Consider the following 21101-nt stretch of genomic DNA (forward strand, 5'->3'; position numbering starts at 1 on the left):
CTATGAATAAAAAATTAATCAGAAACATAGAAAAACAGAAGAATTTAAGAAAGAAAAAAGAAGAAATTGAAATAGAACTTCAGTTATTAGTAGAGGAACAAGAAGAAATAGAAAATTTAGAGGTCATCAAGGAATTTCGAAGTCAAAAAATATCTCTTGATGAATTTTTATTTATTGTTAGAAAAAATAAGGAAGAAGAAAATAGAGAAAGACAAGAACTTAAAAGAAAAGATACAAATGAAAGTGAGGAAAATTTATGAAAAAAATAACAAGTGGAATTTTAGCTGTGATAATGCTACTTGTAAGTCTAGTGAATATAGTGGCTGTAAGTCCTGTATATGCAAGTACAGATTATAAGGTAGAGTGGACGGAAGATGATTTTATGTATTCCTCTGAGGGAAATATAATTGCCTTTAGTGATAAGGGCTTAGAAAAGAAAGAAAAGACAAATGTTCTAGTATTTCCTGAAGGAACAAAATCTATAAATGGAAATTATTCTTTAAGTCATTTAAACGATGAACTTAGATATAAAAGAGAATTTGGACGTGGCAAACATTGGGATAAAGTAATTATTCCTGATTCTGTTAAGCATTTAGGCTATGCTGCCTTTTACGATGCAAGTATAGACGAGGTAAAACTATCAAATAGGCTAACTTATCTTGGTGGTTTAGCATTTTTTAATTGTGGACTTAGAGAAGTGACTTTACCTGATACTTTGGTAAATATTGAACATAATGCTTTTGAAAGAAATAACCTTCAAGAAATAACTATACCGAAGTCTGTAAAGACAATTGAACAATACGCTTTTTCAAGAAATAAATTGCACACTATAAAAGTTTTAGGCAATCCAAACATTAACAGTAAAGGAGTATTCCATAATCAAGATGTTGAATATAGACCAAAACAAAATCCATTTTACGAAAATCATTTTGGTTTCAACGGAAATCAAGGATTCAAATCTATTCCTAATGGATTAAGGTTTGAAAATGGAGAGTTTGTCTTTGATAAGAACGTAGATAGTGTAGAACTTGAATTTGATTATAACAATGATATGTATCAAGGAAAGATGACTATATACAATCCAAATAAATATTCCATTGATACTCAAACTGATTTGACAGGACAAGATATTGATGAAAAGGACAATAAGATTGATGATTTAACTAAAAACATTAAGGACTTAGAAAATCAGATCAAAGACTTAAATGATAAGAAACAAGAAGATCAATCAAAGATAGATGAGTTAAAGGAAAAGTTAGAATCTTGCAAAGATAATGGAGAGAAACTAAAACAAGAAAAAGCTAGGCTAGAAGAAGAAATTAGAGATAAAGACAATAAGATTGCTCAATTGAATAAAGAAATTGAGGATCTTAAAAATTCTAACAATGATGAACTAATAGCAGAAATTACTCAGCTTAAAGATGAACTAAAAAGATTACAAGATGAAAATGCAAAACTAAAAGAAGATTATTCATCTACAAAATGGGAGTTAGAAGCTGAGAAAGAAAAGACCGATAAAAACGAAAATAAAATCAAAGAAATGCAAGAAAAGCTCGAGTCTTTAGAAGGAGAACTAGCAAAGAAGACTAAAGAAATTGAGGATAAAGATAATAAAATTAAGGACTTAGAAAAAGCTCTTGATGAAAAAGATACTAAGATAAAAGACCTCGAGTCTAAAAAGAAAGAAACAGAAAATTCTAAGTCAGAATGTTGTAAGAAAATTGAAGAGCTTCAAAAGGCTATTGATAGTTTAAAAGAATCTTCTGAAAATACAAAAAAAGAATTAGAAGAGAAGATTAAAGGGTTAGAAGAAAAACAAAAAGCTTCTGAAGAAGAAATTAAAAAGCTAAAAGAAGAGTTAGATAAGAAAATTGAAGAAGCAAAGAAGTTAATCGAGGAAGCAAATAAAAAAGCAAAAGAAGAACTTGAGAAACAAGCTAAAGATGAAAAAGACAAAAATTTAAACCAAGACTTATCCAAGAAATTAGATGAAATTCTAAAACTCCAAAAAGAAAATAAAGAGAAGAAAGAAGACAAGAAATCTCAAGATAAAAAGTTGGACGAACTTTTGAAAGCTGATGAGAAGAATATTCTAAATCAATTTGATCTTAACAAGATGAAAAAGCAAGAAGACCAACAAGGTAAAAAACAAGTTAAAGATGAAAAAGAATTCGCAGTTTTCCAAGTAGACAAAAACTTTTATAACATTATAAAAGATGGAAAGAAAACTACTGTGTATATGGATGTAAAAGCATATATTAAGGATAATCGCATTATGCTACCTGTTAGATATGCAGCTTATACTCTTGGGTTTAATGTAGAATATGATGATAGTAAGAGAGAGGCTATCTTTTCAAATAAAGAAAATACAGCCTTACCTAAAAAAACTCTAAGATTAAATATAGATACTGGTGTTATGAAAGATAGTCAAGGAAACATTTATCATTCTGACACTAAACCTGTAATTATAAATGGAAGAATTCACGCATCTATTTCCAATATAGCTAAAGCTTTTAATGCAAGCTGTGGGGATATAAGAGATGAAAAAGATCAAAGTATAGAATGGGATAATAGCAGAAAGGCAGTTTATGTCTTCAAGAATATAAAGTAAGAAAAGGAGAGAATTATGAAGAAAAAAAGATTAGGGGTAGCCTTAGTGCTACTCCTTTTACTATTCAGTATGCCAAGCATATCCATAGCTAAGAGCAATGAAAATGAAATAAAAAATCAGTCAAATGATATTTATTTGCCAGAAAAAAGTAAAGAATTAGAAAGCTTATTTGATGAAGATGTATATGAACCATCTAATGAGAGTCAAAAAATTCCTTATCAGGAAGTGCCGAAAATACAAGAAAATAACATAAAAAATGAGCAAGTAGATAAAAAAGAAAAGCCATCTAAACTTGTTAAAGGTGGCAATACTAAAGCAATTAATCCATTAGCTACAAAAGAAAATAAGGCAAGAGGAACAGTTATAGAAAATGTAGATAAAAATGGACAGGATATTACACCGAAAGTAGAAGATCAAACATCAAGAGATGAAAAAAAGGAAAATCCAATAGATGTTAGACAATTTTTAACCTTTCAAACAAAGAGTGGAAAAACTATGCACCTCATTGTAGATCATTCGGAAAATCAAGAAAATGTACAATTACTAACAGAAGTTGGAGAACAAGATCTACTAAATATGATTGAAGGAGAAAGTGAAGTAAAGCCAAAAGAAGAAGTAGTGAAAAAAGAAGAACCGGTGGAGGAAAAACCGAAGAAAGAGGAGAAAGAAGAAAAGAAATCAGGGATAGGACTTTATTTATTTATGGGTTTAATTATTGTTGGTGTAATGGGTGCAGGATATTACTTCAAAATCTATAAAAAAAATGAAGAAGCAAGTTTTGAAGATGAGCAAGATTATAATGAATTAGAAGATGATTATGAATCTGAAGGGGAGGATTATGATCTTGAAGATAAGGAAGATACAGAAATTATTCCAGATGAAGATGAATTTTAATCTTCTCAATGATTTAAGCAGTAGATTAAGGACAACAATAAAATTAATTATCGTGTAAATTTATAAACATACGATAGAAAAGTACAATTAGAATTCTGGAACTTTAATAAAAAACGATGAACAAAACGACAGCACAAACTTAATATATAAGTAAAGCTAAGTTGAAATGATTGATTGTATAATTAAGAATTTGATATAGATAAAATCATAAGTTTAATGAGAATGCTAAAAACGGATCAAGCTTTTTTATACGGATGGAATTCTTATTCGAAGAAAAATCTTTATGCTAGAGACATAAAGTTTGAAGATGTAATAGATAATGGAATAAATATTATAGAAAAAATAAAAAATCGGTAGAGCTATAAAAAGATGAGGGATTGAAAATTTAATCTCTCATTTTTTTATTAAAAAATTAAAGGAGGAAAAATGAAATTAGTAATCGCAGAAAAACCAAGTGTTGCAGCATCAATAGCAAAAGTTATAGGAGCAAAAAATAGAAATAATGGATATTATGAGGGGAATGGATACATTGTTTCATGGTGTGTTGGGCATTTAGTACAAATGGCAAATCCTGATGTGTATGATGAAAGATATAAGAAGTGGAGAATTGAAGATTTACCTATTATCCCAAAAGAATACAAGTATGAGGTAACGAAGACAACTAAAAAACAGTTTAATATTCTTAAAAGACTAATGAATAGTAATGAAGTTGACACCATTATTAATGCTTGTGATGCTGGTAGAGAAGGAGAAGCTATCTTTAGACTTGTATATATGATGGCAAATTGTAAGAAGAAAATGAAACGTCTTTGGATTTCCTCAATGGAAGACTCTTCCATAAAAGAAGGATTTAGCAACTTAAAAGATGGAAGTAATTATGATAATCTTTTTGAATCAGCTAAGGCTCGTGCCATAGCTGATTGGCTTGTTGGAATGAACATAAGTAGACTTTACTCCTGTCTATATAATGAAAATTATAGTGTAGGCAGAGTACAAACACCAACTTTATCAATGATTGTGAATAGAGATGATGAGATAAATAGTTTTAAAAAAGAAAAATATTATACAGTGGAGATTTCCATGAATGGATTTACACTTTCGACAGATAGAATTGATGACAAGATAGTGGCAGAGCAGCTTAAAAATTTAATCGGAGAAAAAATTGAAATAACCGATGTAATTAAAAAAGAAAAGATTACAAAGCCTAATCTGCCCTTTGACCTAACAACACTTCAAAGAGAATGTAATAAGTATTTTGGATACAGTGCAAAACAAACCCTAGATTATGCCCAAAGCCTGTATGAAAAGAAGTATATTACCTATCCACGAACAGATTCAAGATATTTGACAGTAGACATGATAGAAAGCACTGTAAATAATATTATAGGAAAAAATGATTTTGACACAGAAAGAATTAAGGTAGTTTTTAATTCTGAAAAAGTTACAGATCATCATGCAATAATTCCAACGATAAGTTCATTAAATAAGGATATTTCAAATCTCCCGGAAAGCGAAGCCAAAGTATATAGACTTATAACAAATAAACTCTATGCAAGTTTTGGATATCCACTTGTAGAAAATACAACAAAGATAGTGGCTGAATTTGACGGGTTTGAATTTATAAACACTTATAAAATAATTGCAGAAGAAGGGTTTACAAAATATTTAGAAGAATATACATCAAAGAAGAAAGAAGATATACAACTTCCTGATGTAAAAATAGGAGATTTTTTATATATTGAAAATAAAGATATAAAAGAGAAGTATACAAATCCACCTAAACACTTCACTGAAGACACACTCTTAAAAGCAATGGAAATAGCTGGAAATGATGAATTAGTTAAGGATGTTGAAATTGAAAGAAAAGGACTTGGTACTCCTGCTACAAGAGCGGGAATAATAGAAAATTTGATATACAAAGGTTATATAAAAAGAGAAAAGAAAAACCTAATATCAACTAGGAAGGGATTAAACCTAGTTACTATAGTTATAGATGAGTTTAAATCTCCAAAGACAACAGCAAAATGGGAAATGAGATTAAGTGATATAGCAAAGGGTAAGGAAAATAAAGAGAATTTTTTAAAAGAAATTGAAGAAGAAATAAAAAATACTATAGGTAAATATTATAAGTAAATTGATTATAAAAAATTGAATACGGTTATAGGAATGAAGAAAGGAGTGATTTATGAAAGAAATAGGGTATAATATAAGTGATAAAAGAGTAGGCATTAGGAAATTTACTTATTTGATATTACTATGAATATATGTTATACTCTTATCAGATAAAGATGGTGTCCCACTACCGTTAAAGGTGGAGCATTAAAGAAGGTGTCTCACTACCTATATCCCAAAGGTGAAGCATTAAAGCAAGCAGAGAGGATTAAACCTCTCTGTTTTTTTAGGAGAAAATAATGGTAGAAGTTATAAAATATGGATTTTATACTGTAAACTCTGATTACCTTGAATATCTAAATAAAGTAGATTCAGAAGTTTATTACAACCCATCGTATAGAAACAGTATAAAACCATTTGTTGGAATTATTGTTGGTATAGAAAATTATAATTATTTTATTCCAATTTCTTCTGCAAAGGAAAAACATAAAAAATGGAAGAATGTTTCTGATGAGCATTTTTTGATTTATGAAGTGATCGATAATAGTATTACTATAGATGGAGATATCTACAAATATTATTCTGATAGAAAAAAATGCACATATTATCTATATTGGATATTAAGAAAATGATTCCTGTACCGACTGATTGTTATGAAAGAATTGATTTTAACGAACTTGAGGATATTAGATATAAAGACTTATTTCAAAAAGAATACGCTTTTTGTTTAAAAATAAAAACAAAGGTCTTGATAAAGGTAGAAAAAATATACAAAAATCAAAAGAAAACAGGAATTATAAGAAGAGCAAATTGCAATTTTTCAAAGTTAGAAAAAGCAATGTTGGATTGGAAGCAATAGAATAAAGGCAGTTAAAGCGATTAGAAAAGTAAAAAATTTCAATCGTTTTTTTATTGCAATAAAAAGATAGCGTAAATGACATGTTAAAGTTATCTTTTGCTTACAGAAATTTAAAAAATGGAAAGAAATAAAGTTTAATAAATAAATATATAAAAATTTAGTTCATTTTTATCACTATAATGAGGAGGGATAAAATGCCAAGATATGATATAGTAGATTTAAGCAGAACAATCTATCTTGCAAAAGAAGAATTTAAGAAAGATATAAAAAAATATGAGGAATATTTAAAGGTATCAGGCAATAACTATAAGTATCCATATATACATCAAATATCTATATACAATATGGATCCAAAAGCAACAGCCTGTGCAGAATTTGATTATTGGAAAAGTATAGGTAGAAGCGTTAAAAGAGGCGAAAAAGGAATACCACTTTTAGATATAGATAGTGGAAGGATAAAATATATCTTCGACATAAGGCAAACAGTAAGTATTAATCATAATATTTCTGAGGTAAAGCTATGGAAATATGATAGCAAAAAGCATTTAAACTTACTAGATGAACTGATAGATAAGTTTAAAGAAAAAGATAGTAAGCTTCTATTAAGCCAAGAAGATAAAATTGATGCCTTAATAGAAAGTAATGTTAGAGGAAAATTCAATAAAATTTTAGAAAGTTTATCTGACGAAAGTTTAAAAAGCATTCAAAAGGTAGACCTTTTTAATTTGTTAAAAGAATCCGTAAAAATTTCCATAAGCGAGAGAATGGAGGTCTCATATCAGCTAAAAGAAGAAAACTTATCTTTACTGTCTAAAATATCAAGTTCGGACATAGACAAAGTATTAAGTATAAGTGCTAATATAAGTAAAAATATCTTACTTGATTTGGGAAGTGAAATAAAAAGATTAGAAATTTTAGAGAAAATTCAAGAAAGAAAAGATTTGGAGCAGACAAAAGAGCTTAAGGAGCGTTATAATAAATTAAGTTCTGATATAAACGATGAAATAAATTTTAAAGGAGGCTTGGAATATGGAAGAGAAAGTAACATTGGCAGGCAAGGAATACCTCATGGAGGAGGGGATTTACACACCAATCGTCAAAGAGAATTCCTTCGAGAGACAGGGAGGGACATACAAGATGGAAGAATTGGAGGAAGGCATGGAAGTCCTAATACCCAATATGGCAATTCCCGAGAAAATAGATTTAAAGAAACTCAACAGATGGGGAAGGATGAGATTGAACTTTCTCAAGGAGAACAAAGAAGAGGATTATCAGATAATGTATTTGCAAGGAACGTTGATGGATCATCTTCTGTTCAAGGAAAAAGAGATAGAGGACTTTATCACGAGGGAAGAAGTCAAAATGATGGAAACTTGGGGGCTGACAGAAGAACTGAAAGAAGAGGATTATCTGAAATATCTGAGATTGAAGAAGAACATGGATATGACCTTACAAGAAATAGGGGAAAAGGAGATAATTTTAATCTAAAAAATGAGGAATTAGAGTCTACTTCCTTTTTTTCTGCTAAAAATCAGGGAGAGCAAATATCCTTCTCAAATCCAATAAGTCAAAGAGAAATAGATACATTTTTAATACATGGAGGAAATCATGAAGATGGAAGACTAGGGGTAATAGCAGAATTTTCTAAGGGTAAATCTTTAGAAGAACAGGTGAACTTTTTGAAAGAAATATATAAGGGAGCTAATGGTCTTGAAATTGAAGGAAGAAAGATATCTGCATGGTTTGGAAAGGAAGGAGCAATTTTTAAAGATGGAGATGAGGCAAGATATAGAGAAGGGCAAATAGTTTCTTGGAAAGATTTAGCTAATAATATTAATAATTTATTAGATAGAGGAGAATTTGCTAGCAATGTTGAGATTGTAGAAAGTGCGACATATGAAAGAGAAAAAATAGCAGAAACATTATTGTATTTAAAGAGAGATCTTAGTGATGAAACTAAGGACAGATATCTAGCGAGTCTTAATGATATAAAAGTAAGAGGCTTCCAAGATGAAAAAGAAAACCTCGGGAAAAAACTTGAAGATAAAAATTTTATAAATAAACTTAGAAAAGAATACGAGGTATTTTTAGAAGAATATAAGATTAATCCTGATATTTTAAGATTTCATCATTATAAATTATCTAGAATCTACAATGATATCAATGATCTAGAAATAGAAAGAAAATTATATAGGTCAAATTTAAAGGATATTGCACCTATTCAGAGTTTTATAACACAAGATGAAATAGATGAAAGCCTAAAAAGAGGAAGCGGGTTTTCTGATGGAAAGAAAAGAATATATGAATTTTTTACTGAAAAGCATGATTTAAAAGAACAAGCAGATTTCTTGAAAAATGAATATGGCGTAGGTGGAAGTTCTCATGCACTATCTGCTGCAAGAGAAAGTGGTGAGTGGCACGATGCGAAGGGAATAAAATATAATAAAGGTAATGCAAAAGAAATACAACTATCATGGTCCAATGTTGCAAGAAAAATTAATGACCTTATTAAAAAGAATAGATATATAGATGAAGAGAGTTTTGAAGAAAATAGGGAGAAAAAAACAGATCAGGAAATAAATAAAACAGAAAAAGAAAGCCAGGAGTATATAAATTATCAAGATGATTTACCTCCAACTGATAATGATGTATATATAGAAAGAACAAATAATAGTTCTATATATTATTATCAAGGACAGTCTGTAGCAAGTATAGGTGATGATGGAAAACTTATCATTTATGATGAATTTATACCAAACTTTTTAAAAGAAGAAATATATTCCATAGCCTTTGAAAAACAATTAGATATACCATTAGACCAGTTAGACGATGGAATTATTCTTGAGGGAATACATGACACTTTTTATATTAAAGAAAAGGAAAAAATAGAAGGAAGAGAATATTACCTTTTAGAAAGTCAAAGCCAATATGATGATATTCCAAATATTATAGTTAATTCTAACAAAGAAGTTATAGATGATGATATAGTAAATGGTTTTGAAGAATTTAAGGAATTTTATACTAATAAAAATAAAGAGAATATAGATTTTGATTTAGATAGCCTTAGAAAAGATGATTATTGGATAATTGAGTTTAATGAGGGTTCAAGTCTAATAGAAAAAGATTATGCGGGACAAAGGCTGACTAAAGAACTATTAGATAAAATAAGGGAAATAGATGAAAAGATAAGACTTCATAATAAGACCTTAGGAGAAGATGAGTATGGTCAGATGACTGATGAGTGGGAAGGGTATTCCAAATTCTATTTTAACCATATAGTAGATGGAAAAATAGTTGATCACTATAAGATAGACATAGGTGATGGAAATGAGATCAACCAAAGAGACTTTGAATTTCTTTATGAACAAATAGGAAAAAGTCAGATAGAACTTAATCAAACTATAGAAGAAAATAAGATAGATGAAAAAATAATTTCAATAAATCAAATTGAAGATAGAATTTTTGATGTATTAGTTAAGGATAAAGTTTTAGAAAATGAAATTATAAAGGCAAGAGAAAACTTAGGAAATAATACCTTAGCAAGTTTTAACTCTGTATTTCAAAGAGAATATGCAAAAATCATGAGAGAAGTTGCCAATAAGCAGGGAAATCTTCCGGATGATATGAAGTCAATAGATAAGGTTAAAGAATTAGCTATTAGAATAGAAAATAGATATAGAGAACATTTAAATAATTCACTTGAAAACAATATAGAAGATGATAAGGAAATCCTCTCTATAAAAGTGGGAGATATAGTTAAAACAGAGGACAATAAATATTTAAAAATAAAAAATATTTCCAGTGGATATGATAATAACCATAATCAAATAACATATTATTCTTATGATGCCTATTTTGATAAGGACTTAAAACTATTCTCACATTCCTTTAAAGGAAGCAATTTAAAAGCTTTAGAAGTATTAAGAAATGAAGTAGAAGAAAAATTAACAAAAGAGATTGTAGAAGATAAAATAGCGGTAAAAGTAGGATTTTATTATGCCTTAGTAGATAAAGAGAAAACAAAGGATATAGAACTAGAAGAAACAGGAATTAGAGTTTATCCAAGAAAGGAAAACTCACAAGGAAAGATCTATACTTTATATAAAGGGAAATCTTTTGAAAATAGCAGAAAAATAGACAGTTTGTTTGATGAAATTACTGTCAAAATGAAAGAAGTAAATCTTACAAACTTAAATGATGTATTAGAATTGGAAAGGGAAGGTTTATTTGAAATTAATGATGATAAAGTTACAAAATTTGAGGATGGCTATGATATAGACGTTCAAAGCTTTAATCAGCAATTTCCAGATTATTATAATGATATATATGTTTTTAATAAAAATCTTGAAATCAATGGAGCATATCAAAATTTAGCAGATATAAATGAAGAAAATAAAATTACTTTTAATATAAATTTATCGCAAGAAGAAAAATCAAAAATTGAAGAAATAAGAGATAAAAAAGAAGTGCTTTCAAAGTTAATAGATAAGGATATCAAAGAAAAAAGAGAATACAATTTTGATCCTCAAAATGAAGAATACTTACTACTATCAAAGAAAATAGAAGATGGATTATTAAAAAAACCAGAAAATATTATAGATGGAAAAGAAGGGTATAAGGTAGAGCTAATCTTAGATGCTAAGGGGAAATCTCTTAAACAAAATTTACGATACAATGGGTATATTTTAAATTCTAATCAAGCTATAAAATATAAAAGTTATAAGGACATATTAAGTAACTTACCTTATTTACTTGATGACAAACATAGAGAAGTGATTTTAAATGGATATTTAAATCAGCAAATAGAAAATGATAGAACAAGGCAAGAAGAAAATCCATTTAAAGAAGGTATGAGTGTTAGATACAAAGGAAAAGAATACACTATAACCGCTATTAACGATACTACAAGTCCTAAAACTATAGAACTAGAAGATAGCACAGGACTAATGAATGGTTTTATTACCGGAAGTGAAACAATTCTTTTTAATGACTACAAAAATCTTGATTTAGAAGTATATAAATCTAGTGAAAAAGAAAAACAATCTATTGATAAAGGGGAACTAGCAGAACAAATCAGCTTTGAAGATATTGACAATAATAACGAAGAAGAAGTTAAAAAAGACAAAAAGACTGATAGAGAAAATATAGAAGGGGTTTCTGAATTTTCCTTAGAAAACTATAAAATTATTAATGAAGAAGAAAACCTACCACCTTCACAGAGATTAAAAAACAACATTGAAGCTATAAATGTCTTAAAGGCTTTAGAAAAAGAAAATAGAAGTGCAAGAAAAGATGAACAGGAAATTTTGGCAAAGTATATCGGCTGGGGAGGACTTTCTGATGTATTTGATGAAGAAAAGGAAGGTCAATGGCTTGATGCAAGAAACTTTTTAAAAGAAAATTTAACTGGGGAAGAATATAATAGGGCAAGAGAATCAACCTTAACGGCTTTTTATACGCCGAAAGTAGTTATAGACTCTATCTATGAAAGTCTTTCTAATCTTGGCTTTGAAAAAGGAAATATATTAGAACCAAGTGCTGGGACAGGGAGATTTATAGGAAATCTACCTGAAGAAATGAAAGAGTCAAACTTTTATGGAGTTGAATTAGATAGCATTAGTGGACAAATTGCCAAAGAACTTTACCCTAATGCCAATATACAAATAAAAGGATTTGAAGAAACCAATTTTTCTAACAACCTATTTGATGTGGCCATAGGAAATATTCCTTTTGGAGAATTTAAAGTAGCAGATCGTGAGTATGAAAGAAATAACTTTCTAATTCACGATTATTTTTTTGCTAAAACTTTAGATAAGGTTAGAGATGGCGGCATCATTGCATTTATAACATCTTCAGGAACAATGGATAAAAAAAGTGAAGATGTTAGAAGATATATATCAGAAAGGGCGGAGTTCTTAGGAGCAATACGACTACCTAATAGAACATTTAAAGGAGTAGCAGGTACAGAAGTAACTTCAGATATAATCTTTTTAAAAAAGAGAGATAGGCTATTAAAGATAGATGAAGACTGGGTAAAGCTAGATGAAAACGAAAAAGGACTAATATATAATAAATACTTTGTAGATAATCCTCAGATGGTAATAGGGACTATGGAAGAAATACCGTCAAGATTTGGGACAAGCCTTGCATGTATTGAAAATAAAGATATTTCTTTAGAAGAAGGACTAAAAAAAGCCATTAAAAATATTCAAGGTAGGTATGAAGAAGCTCAAATAAATGATGATTTAGGAGAAGAAACAATACCGGCTGATGATAGAGTTAAAAACTATTCTTTTGCTTTAGTGGATGATGAAATATATTTTAGAGAAAATTCAATTATGCAAAAAATATCCTTAAATGAAAAGGATAAAGATAAGGTAAAAGAATATTTAAGATTAAATGAAAGTCTAAGGAAAGTTATAACCTATCAAAAAGAAGACTATTCAGATGAAGAGATAAAAAAAGAACAAGAAAATCTAAATAAATTCTACGATGATTTCAGTAGCAAACATGGAAGACTAAATTCAAAAACCAATAAAAAGTTATTTAGAGAAGATGCCAATTTTTCTTTAATTTCAACTTTGGAAAAATTAGATAAAGAAGGCAACTTTATAGGAAAATCTGACATCTTTAACAAGAGAACTATAAAAAAAGCTGTAATAATAGATCATACAGATAGGGCAATAGATGCTCTGGTACTCTCCATTAGTCAAAAAGGTAAAATAAATTTTGATTATATGGAAGAATTGACAGGAAAAACAAGAGATAAATTAATAGAAGAATTAAAGGGAGAAATATTTTTAAATTTAGATTCCTTTGAACCTAATGATATAAATCCATTTAAGTCTGCTAATGAGCTAGGAGATTTTTCAAGACCTTACGTAAGTGCTGATGAATACTTGTCAGGAAATATAAGAGATAAAATTGAAGTTGTAGACTCTTATATTAAAAACATCGAAAAAGAGTTAGGAAAGGAAGAAAATCTAGAGGATAGTAAACTCTTAAAAAAAGAATTAGAAGAGTTACATTTTCAAAAAGCAAAGCTAGTGGAAGTAATGCCTAAAGCACTAGATGCAAGTGAGATTACAGTTAGAATGGGTGCAACATGGATACCTGAACAAGATTACAAAAAATTTATGTTTGATTTGTTGAAAACACCAGTTTCATCAAGGTGGAATATAGATATTAAGTATTCTGACTTTACAGGAGAATATAGAGTTGAAGGAAAAAGCTCTGATAGGGACAATGACCTTGCTTCTTTTACCTATGGTACAAATAGGGTAAATGCCTACAAGTTGATAGAAGATACTTTAAATTTAAGAGATACTAAGGTATTTGACCAAGTAGAAGACAGTGATGGAAAGAAAAAATCTGTGCTTAATCAAAAAGAAACAATGCTCGCAAGAAGTAAGCAAGAGATGATAAAAGAAGAATTTAAAAGCTGGATATTTGATGATGTGGAAAGAAGAAATAGATTAGTAGAAGATTATAACGAAAGATTCAATTCCATAAGACAAAGGGAATATGATGGATCTAATCTTACTTTTGAAGGAATGAATCCTGAAATAGAATTAAGAGCACATCAAAAAGATGCCATAGCAAGAGGTTTGTTTGGTGGAAATACTTTACTTGCCCATGAAGTAGGAGCAGGAAAAACTTTTGAAATGATAGGTATAGCCATGGAGTCAAAAAGACTTGGGATGAGTAATAAGTCAATGTTTGTTGTTCCTAACCACATTGTAGAGCAATTTGGAAGAGAATTTAATGAACTTTATCCAGGAGCTAATGTATTATGTGCTACAGAAAAAGACTTCACACCAGATAGACGAAAAAGATTTTGTAGTCGTATTGCTACAGGAAGTTTTGATGCTGTTATTATAGGGCACAGTCAATTTGAAAAAATTCCTATATCAAAAGAAAGACAAGAATATGAATTGCAAGGTCAAATTGATGAAATAATTGACTATATAGATGAATATAAAAGAGAAAGGGATCAAAGATTTACTGTAAAGCAATTAGAAAAAACAAAGAAAAAATTAGAGACAAAGTTAGAAAAACTAAATGCTGATTATAAGAAAGATGACGTTGTAACCTTTGAGGAACTGGGAGTAGATAAGTTATTTGTAGATGAAGCCCACGCATACAAAAACCTCTATCTATTTTCTAAAATGAGGAATGTAGCAGGAATTACTTCTACAGATTCACAAAAATCATCAGATATGCTTATGAAATGCCGCTATATGGATGAAATAACTAATAATAAAGGATTAGTATTTGCCACAGGTACACCAGTAAGCAACAGTATGGCTGAACTTTATACCATGCAGAGATATTTACAGTATGATGAATTAAAAAAGATGAAATTGCAACATTTCGATTCTTGGGCATCTACTTTTGGAGAAACGATAACGGCAATAGAATTAAATCCTGAGGGTAATGGTTATAGGAGCAAAACCAGATTTGCAAAATTTTATAATCTTCCTGAACTTATGAATACTGTAAAAGGATTTATGGATATTAAAACAGCTGATGTTTTAAATCTTCCTACACCAATTGCCCATTATGAAACTATAAAAACAAAGCCTACTGAAGAACAAAAAGAAATTCTTGAAACTTTTTCCGAGAGAGCAGATAAGGTTCGTGATAAGCAGGTAGATTCAAGTGTTGATAATATGCTATTAATAACAAATGATGGGAAGAAGATGGCATTAGATCAAAGATTAATCAATCCTTTACTTCCTGATGATCCTGATAGTAAGGTGAATACCTGTATAAAAAATGTATTTAGCATTTGGGACAAATATAAAGATAAAAAATCTGCTCAATTAATATTTTGTGATATGTCTACACCAAGTAGTGATTTTAATATCTATGATGATATTAAAACAAAACTTATAGATATGGGAGTACCTGAAAATGAAATAGAATTTATTCATAAGGCAAAAAACAATATGGAAAAAGACGCTATCTTTGATAAGGTAAGAAAGGGAGAAATAAGAGTCTTACTTGGTTCAACACAGAAAATGGGAGCAGGTACTAATGCCCAAGACAAACTAATTGCAATTCACGATCTTGATATACCATGGAGACCTGCTGATCTTTCTCAAAGGGCAGGCAGGATTGTGAGGCAGGGAAATGAGAATAAGGAAGTCCATATATTTAGATATGTAACAGAAAATACTTTTGATGCCTACCTATTCCAAACCTTAGAGAATAAACAAAAATATATTTCCCAAATTATGACGTCAAAGACTCCTGTAAGAGTTGCAGAAGATGTAGACGAAGCCACATTAAACTATGCCGAAATCAAAGCTCTTGCAACAGGAAATCCATTAATAAAGGAGAAGATGGACCTTGATGTTGAAGTTTCTAAACTTAAAATGCTAGAGTCCAATTTTAAATCAAATCTTTACAAGCTGGAAGATAAAGTAGTTAAATTTTATCCAAAGGAAATAGAAAGATTAAAAGAAAGGATAGAGAACTTAAAGGAAGATATTAAAAATGTTGAGCCTTATAGAGAAGTAGATAAAAATTTAAAAGAAGATAATAAATTTACCTCTCTAATTATTGACGGAAAGAAGTATATAGATAAGAAAATAGCTGGAGAGTTTTTGTTGAACAAAATTAAGGGAGTTAAAATATATAGGGAAATGGATAAAGATGGAGAAAAAATAGGTGAATATAGAAATTTTGATTTATCCATAAAATATGATTCTTTTTTCAATAAATATAACTTTATATTAAAAGATAAGGGAGAATATAGAGGAGAGTTTGGAACAGATGAAATAGGTAATATAACAAGAATGGATAATGTATTGGATAAATTACCAGAAAGATTAGAAAATACAATTTCAAAACTAAAAGATATAGAAGAGCAATTTCAAACAGCTAAAATTGAAATACAAAAGACATTTCCACAAGCTGAACTTTTAAAGGATAAGACACTAAGACTTGCAGAAGTAAATAATTTACTAGATATGGGAAAAAGTGAAGATATAAGCCAAGATAATCCATTACTAGAAGAAGTAAAGGAAGAATTGATAGACTTCCTTAACAGAGAATATGATGAAGAAAACAGGTTAGAGGACTTTGATACTATATTTCCTGACTTAACAGATATAGGAATAGCTTATACAACTACACCAGATGAAAAACATGAAATACAAGTAAGTTTAGATTTAATAAATTACAAGATGAACACCTATGTAGATAATAGCCTAATTGACAGCTTTCAATACACCTATGATCCCTTAGATGCAAGTGATTTAAAAGAGCTAGTACAGATAAAGACATCTATTGGCTTTTGGGATTTTAGTGAGCTTGTATCAGTAAATGAAGAAAAACTGAGAGAAGTAATGGGACTTGAAATAGATGATGATGGCAACTTCTATGATCCATTATCTAAAGATATGGATTTAGATGGAATAATAGATAGAAATGATGCTGACTTTAGAGATAGTAAAGTGCAGGAAATAGGAGATTTTGAAAGGAAAAAACAAAATTCTATTATGGATAAATTAAAGGAATATAAGGGGAATTTATCAGTAAATAATAATATAAAAGAAATAAATAATAGTGAACCATGTGGCAGATAAAACTTTTAATGAGATTATTAGAGGACAAAGAATATGGAATTTGATAGAGATAGATTTAATGAATTTATTCGAGAAAATTTTTCTTTTGATGGTGCTACTCAGAGAATAATTAACAATATAGTTGAATATGGAATTAAAAATTTTGCCGATTCAGAAGATAAATTAGTTGAATTTATTCAGACTACAATTGATGATCCAACAGTTGAAGAAATAAAACATTTTATTATTAGTGATGGAAAGGAAGAAGAAATAAAAGATTTAACAGATAAGAAAGATAAAAATAGAAATGGAGGAATAAAAATGAATATAAAAAAGGGAAATGTAATTGAAACTGAATTTGGAGACACTATGGTGTTGGATGTGAAAGATAATCAAGCTACCTTATTTGACGGGAAGCAATTTATTTTAGCCACAGGAGTAGAGTTTAACAAAGAAAGTGGAAAGTATGAATGGGATTCTGTTAGATACGCAAGTGATATAAAAACAATAGCAAATATGGAAAATACAAATTTTGAAAGCATGAAAAATACAATAGATTTTTTAGCAGAATATAATCATAAAGAATTTGTAAAAGGTATTATATCTCTTGAAACAGGAGTAGAAAATGAAAATGTTCTTAATAATGCCTATGATAATTATATGAACGATTCAGTTATGGGTCTTATTGATGAAAAGTTTATTGAATATATAGACGAAGAAGAGTTAAAAGAAAATTTAGAAGTTAATCAAGAACAAGGAGATAAAGAGATGAAAGATATAGATAATAAAGAAAAGGATACATTAAATATAGATGGAAATATAGCAACTGATATAGAAATTAAAGATTTAAAATCAAAAGATGGGAGGGACTTTAAAGTAGCCTCCTTTTCTATTGCTGAAAATGACAAGGAAGGAAATGCAAAATTCATCAGCTGCTACGCCTATAATGACAAAATCAATCAAGTAAAAAATTTGAAAAAAGGAGATTTTGTACACCTATTTGGCAAAGAAAAGAAAAGTATAGGAAAGGATAATAAGGAATACACAAATTTAAAAGTATACTCTGCAAAGTTATTAAAAGCTAAAGAGCATACTAAAGCAAAAGCATCAACAATAGGGAAATTAAAGGAATTTAAGACTAAAGGGGATATGAAAGTGGATGAAAAGAAGAAAAAGGATAATAGCATAGAAAGATAAAAGATTATAGGGGGCAGGTTTTAGTCTGCCTCCTGTATTTTTTTATTGGTTGTCTTTATGGGAAAATGATGGGTTATTGAAAAAATATCAGCCACATCCTATCAGGAGAGCTGATACACAAAATTTTATACAGTCTCCCCTAAACAAAACTTTCCACACTACCGGAGAAGCTGATACACCAGATCCTTACTTATACAATTCATTATAAATATACTTATCAGTATTCTTTCTTAATTGGGTCAATTCATTTATCAATATATTCTCGTTGGTGTAGTCATCCATAAGAATATCTTTTTTATTTTTGTATTCATCATATAATTTTGACAAGTCTTTTATACTTAGATTTTTATATTGACACTTTTCTAAAGTATTTATTGCTTTTTCATATGCGATAATTTGAGGCTTATATTCACTATAAAAATCTTTATCATTTGGGTTTTCTTTATAGGCTTTATATATAACTTTATTTATTTTTATAGTGTTAATGTATTCAATAGCTGCGTAAATTTCGCTCATAACTTTTTCAACATCTTTAATCTTATTTAGGATTTCTTGCCTATTAACAGCTTCTTCTTGGAGTTTATTTTCCAAATCCATACTAGATGATAGACCGTATTTTCTAAGCTGATTTAAGGTCTTCGCCATAGTATTCATATTATGTTTTCTAGCCCATATTTCATAACCTTTAGAAGATTTAACCTTTTCATTGTTTTCTATGTCTATTATATTATCAAATTTCTTGTAAGATTTTTTAGCATAATGTACTTCACTATTTTTGTAATTTTCATTTACCTTATTTTCAATTCTTTCTTTTATTTTCTCTTTTGTATAATCTTTTCCAAGAGTAGTTTCCCTCGCACGAATGAATCGCCCTTTTTCTCCTTGTTTTTTATGTCTGAAAGAAAGATATTTTCCAAGTTTAATTTCATAGCCATATTCTTCCATAAGCTTTAAGAAATTCTCATAGCTATTTGCTTTATTAATAGTATGATCAATAGCGATTTGAAGTTTATGTTTCCAAGATTTTCCTTTCTTAAATTCAATATATTCTTTGTAGGATTTACCATTGGTTTTATACTTTTCCTTAAATTTTACATAATATTCATCTATAACAGAGAGCTGATACTTTTTACATAAATCATCACTATGATTTCTAATTTGGTGGTAAGTTTTTTTGTTACTTTGATATGCTTTACCAGTTTCAAAAGAAACATTATTAAATAGTATATGATTGTGAATATGTCCCTTATCTATATGGGTAGTAAGAACATATTCATACTTTCCTTTTAAGATTTTATCGCATAGTTCTATACCTATTTGATGAGCCTCTTCAGCAGTAGTTTCTCCAGGAAAAAAAGATTGAATTAAATGTCTTGCTAAAACTTTTGCTTTAGAATTACATTCTATTTTTGTTTGTTCAAATTCTAAATGAGCAGTTATAGGGTTACAGTTTAGGGAGGAAATTAGAATTTTTTCATCTGTTTTATCACTATTCATAATGTAATCAAGTGCTACTTTTAAAGTGGATTTTATAGGATGAATTTTAGTAATTGCCATTATTCTTTCTCAGTATTTATGCTATTAGAATTAGTAAGAGAGTATATTTTTTTACGCATAGAGAAAATATCTTTTGCTTGATTTTCTAATAAGCTTTTTAAATCTTCTACATCATCTTTATATATAATTGATGTAGTGTTTACTCTTTTAGCTATTTGATTTATATTATTTGAAATACGACTTATATTTGTTGACATTTCACGAAAGACATCCATATCTAATACATAAATATCTTTTTCTAAAATACATTTCATAATAAATTGCCTAAGAGTTTTGCACTTAGATGCTTTATGTTTTTCATTTAGCAATTCTAACTCCTCGTCAGATAACATTAAATAAATTCCGTTATTTCTAAATCTACTTGTCATAATTTGACCTCCTTAATAAATTTCTTAATCGAAATAAAAAAGAAAAACCTGTAAATTCAAGTAGGATAACTTGACTTACAGGTTTAATTTATTCTATATATTTCGTCTGGAAATCTCCTGATTTAATTTTTTAGTATTTATATATTATCACTTTTTGAGATAATATTCAAGTTTGCGTTGGGGCTATTATAAGAGTTTGTACTGAATTTAATCATTATAAATTTAGGGGTTTGGGGATATTCCCCAACAAGTAAAATGGAAAAAAATAAGTGATATAATAGTAGTATTCTTATTTCATTTTTAGTAAGTGCATATGCACTTACTGTGCTTGCTATTTTTGCTATTTTTGCTATTTTTGTTTAATAAAAATACACTATTTTATGATAACTTAAATTTTAAAAAATTAAAAAAATTACTTTGAAATAGATATTTTTACAACTATAATAATATGTATGATATTAAAAAATATTTTAAATTATCATATTTAAAGATATTTAATTAAATTATTAGTTAATAACAATTTAAGAGGGGGGGGAGTAATTTATTTTACACAGGGAATTTGCTGAAGAAAATTATTTAGAAGCCATATATATTTTATCTTTGGAAAATGAAGAGGTTAGAAATATAGACATTGCTAACTATTTGGATTACAAAAGACCGACGGTTACAAGAATGCTAAAAAAACTTGACAATAAAGGCAGGATAACTTATGGAGATGATAAAATAATTCGTTTAACAGACGAATCAAAAAAATTTTGTGAAAAGATGTATAAAAAACATATGTATCTTACTAGCGTATTCATTAAACTTGGAGTTAATCCTAAACAAGCAGAAAGTGAAGCTTGTCTTATAGAACACGTTATATCAGATGAAACGTTTAAAAAATTAAAAAAACATTTTAATGAAACCTTATAATTAATAGCATAGAT

General features: G+C 28.7%; 12 protein-coding genes. 10 read left to right on the forward strand and 2 right to left on the reverse strand.

Features of this window, described 5'->3' with window-relative positions; genetic code table 11:
* Nucleotides 1–2 precede the first annotated feature (2 nt).
* The 9 genes from DG046_RS00540 (at nucleotide 3) to DG046_RS00570 (ending at nucleotide 18247) form a co-directional block, all read left to right on the forward strand.
* Nucleotides 3–260 carry a hypothetical protein gene (locus DG046_RS00540; RefSeq protein ID WP_004837916.1) on the forward strand — a complete coding sequence of 86 codons (258 nt, stop codon included), beginning with the start codon at nucleotides 3–5 and terminating at the stop codon, nucleotides 258–260.
* Nucleotides 257–2611, forward strand: a complete 2355-nt coding sequence (locus tag DG046_RS00545) for a leucine-rich repeat protein (RefSeq protein ID WP_108830660.1) — start codon at nucleotides 257–259, stop codon at nucleotides 2609–2611. Before DG046_RS00540 ends, DG046_RS00545 begins: the two co-directional genes overlap by 4 nt.
* 15 nt (nucleotides 2612–2626) lie before the next feature.
* Complete coding sequence (locus DG046_RS00550) at nucleotides 2627–3505, forward strand: CD1107 family mobile element protein (protein ID WP_019132978.1); 879 nt, start codon at nucleotides 2627–2629, stop codon at nucleotides 3503–3505.
* 426 nt (nucleotides 3506–3931) lie between these two features.
* The gene (locus DG046_RS00555; protein ID WP_108830661.1) at nucleotides 3932–5638 is read left to right on the forward strand and encodes a DNA topoisomerase 3; all 1707 of its coding nucleotides are present in this window, start codon (nucleotides 3932–3934) and stop codon (nucleotides 5636–5638) included.
* A 278-nt stretch (nucleotides 5639–5916) separates the two neighbouring features.
* Complete coding sequence (locus DG046_RS10050) at nucleotides 5917–6249, forward strand: type III toxin-antitoxin system ToxN/AbiQ family toxin (protein ID WP_008901382.1); 333 nt, start codon at nucleotides 5917–5919, stop codon at nucleotides 6247–6249.
* Nucleotides 6246–6476: a type III toxin-antitoxin system ToxN/AbiQ family toxin gene (locus DG046_RS10055; protein WP_008901383.1), complete on the forward strand. Its 231-nt coding sequence runs from the start codon at nucleotides 6246–6248 to the stop codon at nucleotides 6474–6476. The genes DG046_RS10050 and DG046_RS10055 overlap by 4 nt, the downstream gene beginning before the upstream one ends.
* A 1179-nt stretch (nucleotides 6477–7655) precedes the next feature.
* Entirely contained in the window at nucleotides 7656–7964 is a 309-nt protein-coding gene (locus tag DG046_RS09970; protein ID WP_417878136.1) for a TnpV protein, read from the forward strand.
* Between the two features lie 182 nt (nucleotides 7965–8146).
* On the forward strand, nucleotides 8147–17071 hold the full coding sequence (locus DG046_RS00565) for an SNF2-related protein (protein WP_417878138.1): 8925 nt from the start codon (nucleotides 8147–8149) through the stop codon (nucleotides 17069–17071).
* Between the two features lie 33 nt (nucleotides 17072–17104).
* A complete protein-coding gene (locus DG046_RS00570; protein ID WP_108830663.1) occupies nucleotides 17105–18247 on the forward strand; it encodes a single-stranded DNA-binding protein in 1143 nt (380 codons plus the stop codon).
* 186 nt (nucleotides 18248–18433) lie between these two features.
* On the opposite strand, the gene DG046_RS00575 is transcribed toward DG046_RS00570, so the two are convergent.
* Together DG046_RS00575 and mobC are read right to left on the reverse strand one after the other, a co-directional pair.
* Nucleotides 18434–19804, reverse strand: coding sequence for a relaxase/mobilization nuclease domain-containing protein (locus tag DG046_RS00575; RefSeq protein ID WP_108830664.1), 1371 nt, complete (start codon nucleotides 19802–19804; stop codon nucleotides 18434–18436).
* Nucleotides 19804–20172 (reverse strand): plasmid mobilization relaxosome protein MobC, encoded by a 369-nt coding sequence (gene mobC, locus DG046_RS00580; RefSeq protein ID WP_108830665.1) that lies wholly within the window; start codon nucleotides 20170–20172, stop codon nucleotides 19804–19806. Before mobC ends, DG046_RS00575 begins: the two co-directional genes overlap by 1 nt.
* A 543-nt stretch (nucleotides 20173–20715) precedes the next feature.
* Between mobC and DG046_RS00585 the strand changes: the two genes are divergently transcribed.
* Nucleotides 20716–21087 carry a metal-dependent transcriptional regulator gene (locus tag DG046_RS00585; RefSeq protein ID WP_073998359.1) on the forward strand — a complete coding sequence of 124 codons (372 nt, stop codon included), beginning with the start codon at nucleotides 20716–20718 and terminating at the stop codon, nucleotides 21085–21087.
* The last annotated feature ends 14 nt before the right edge of the window (nucleotides 21088–21101 follow it).

The sequence above is a fragment of the Aedoeadaptatus coli genome (assembly GCF_900343085.1).
GTDB lineage: Bacteria > Bacillota > Clostridia > Tissierellales > Peptoniphilaceae > Aedoeadaptatus > Aedoeadaptatus coli.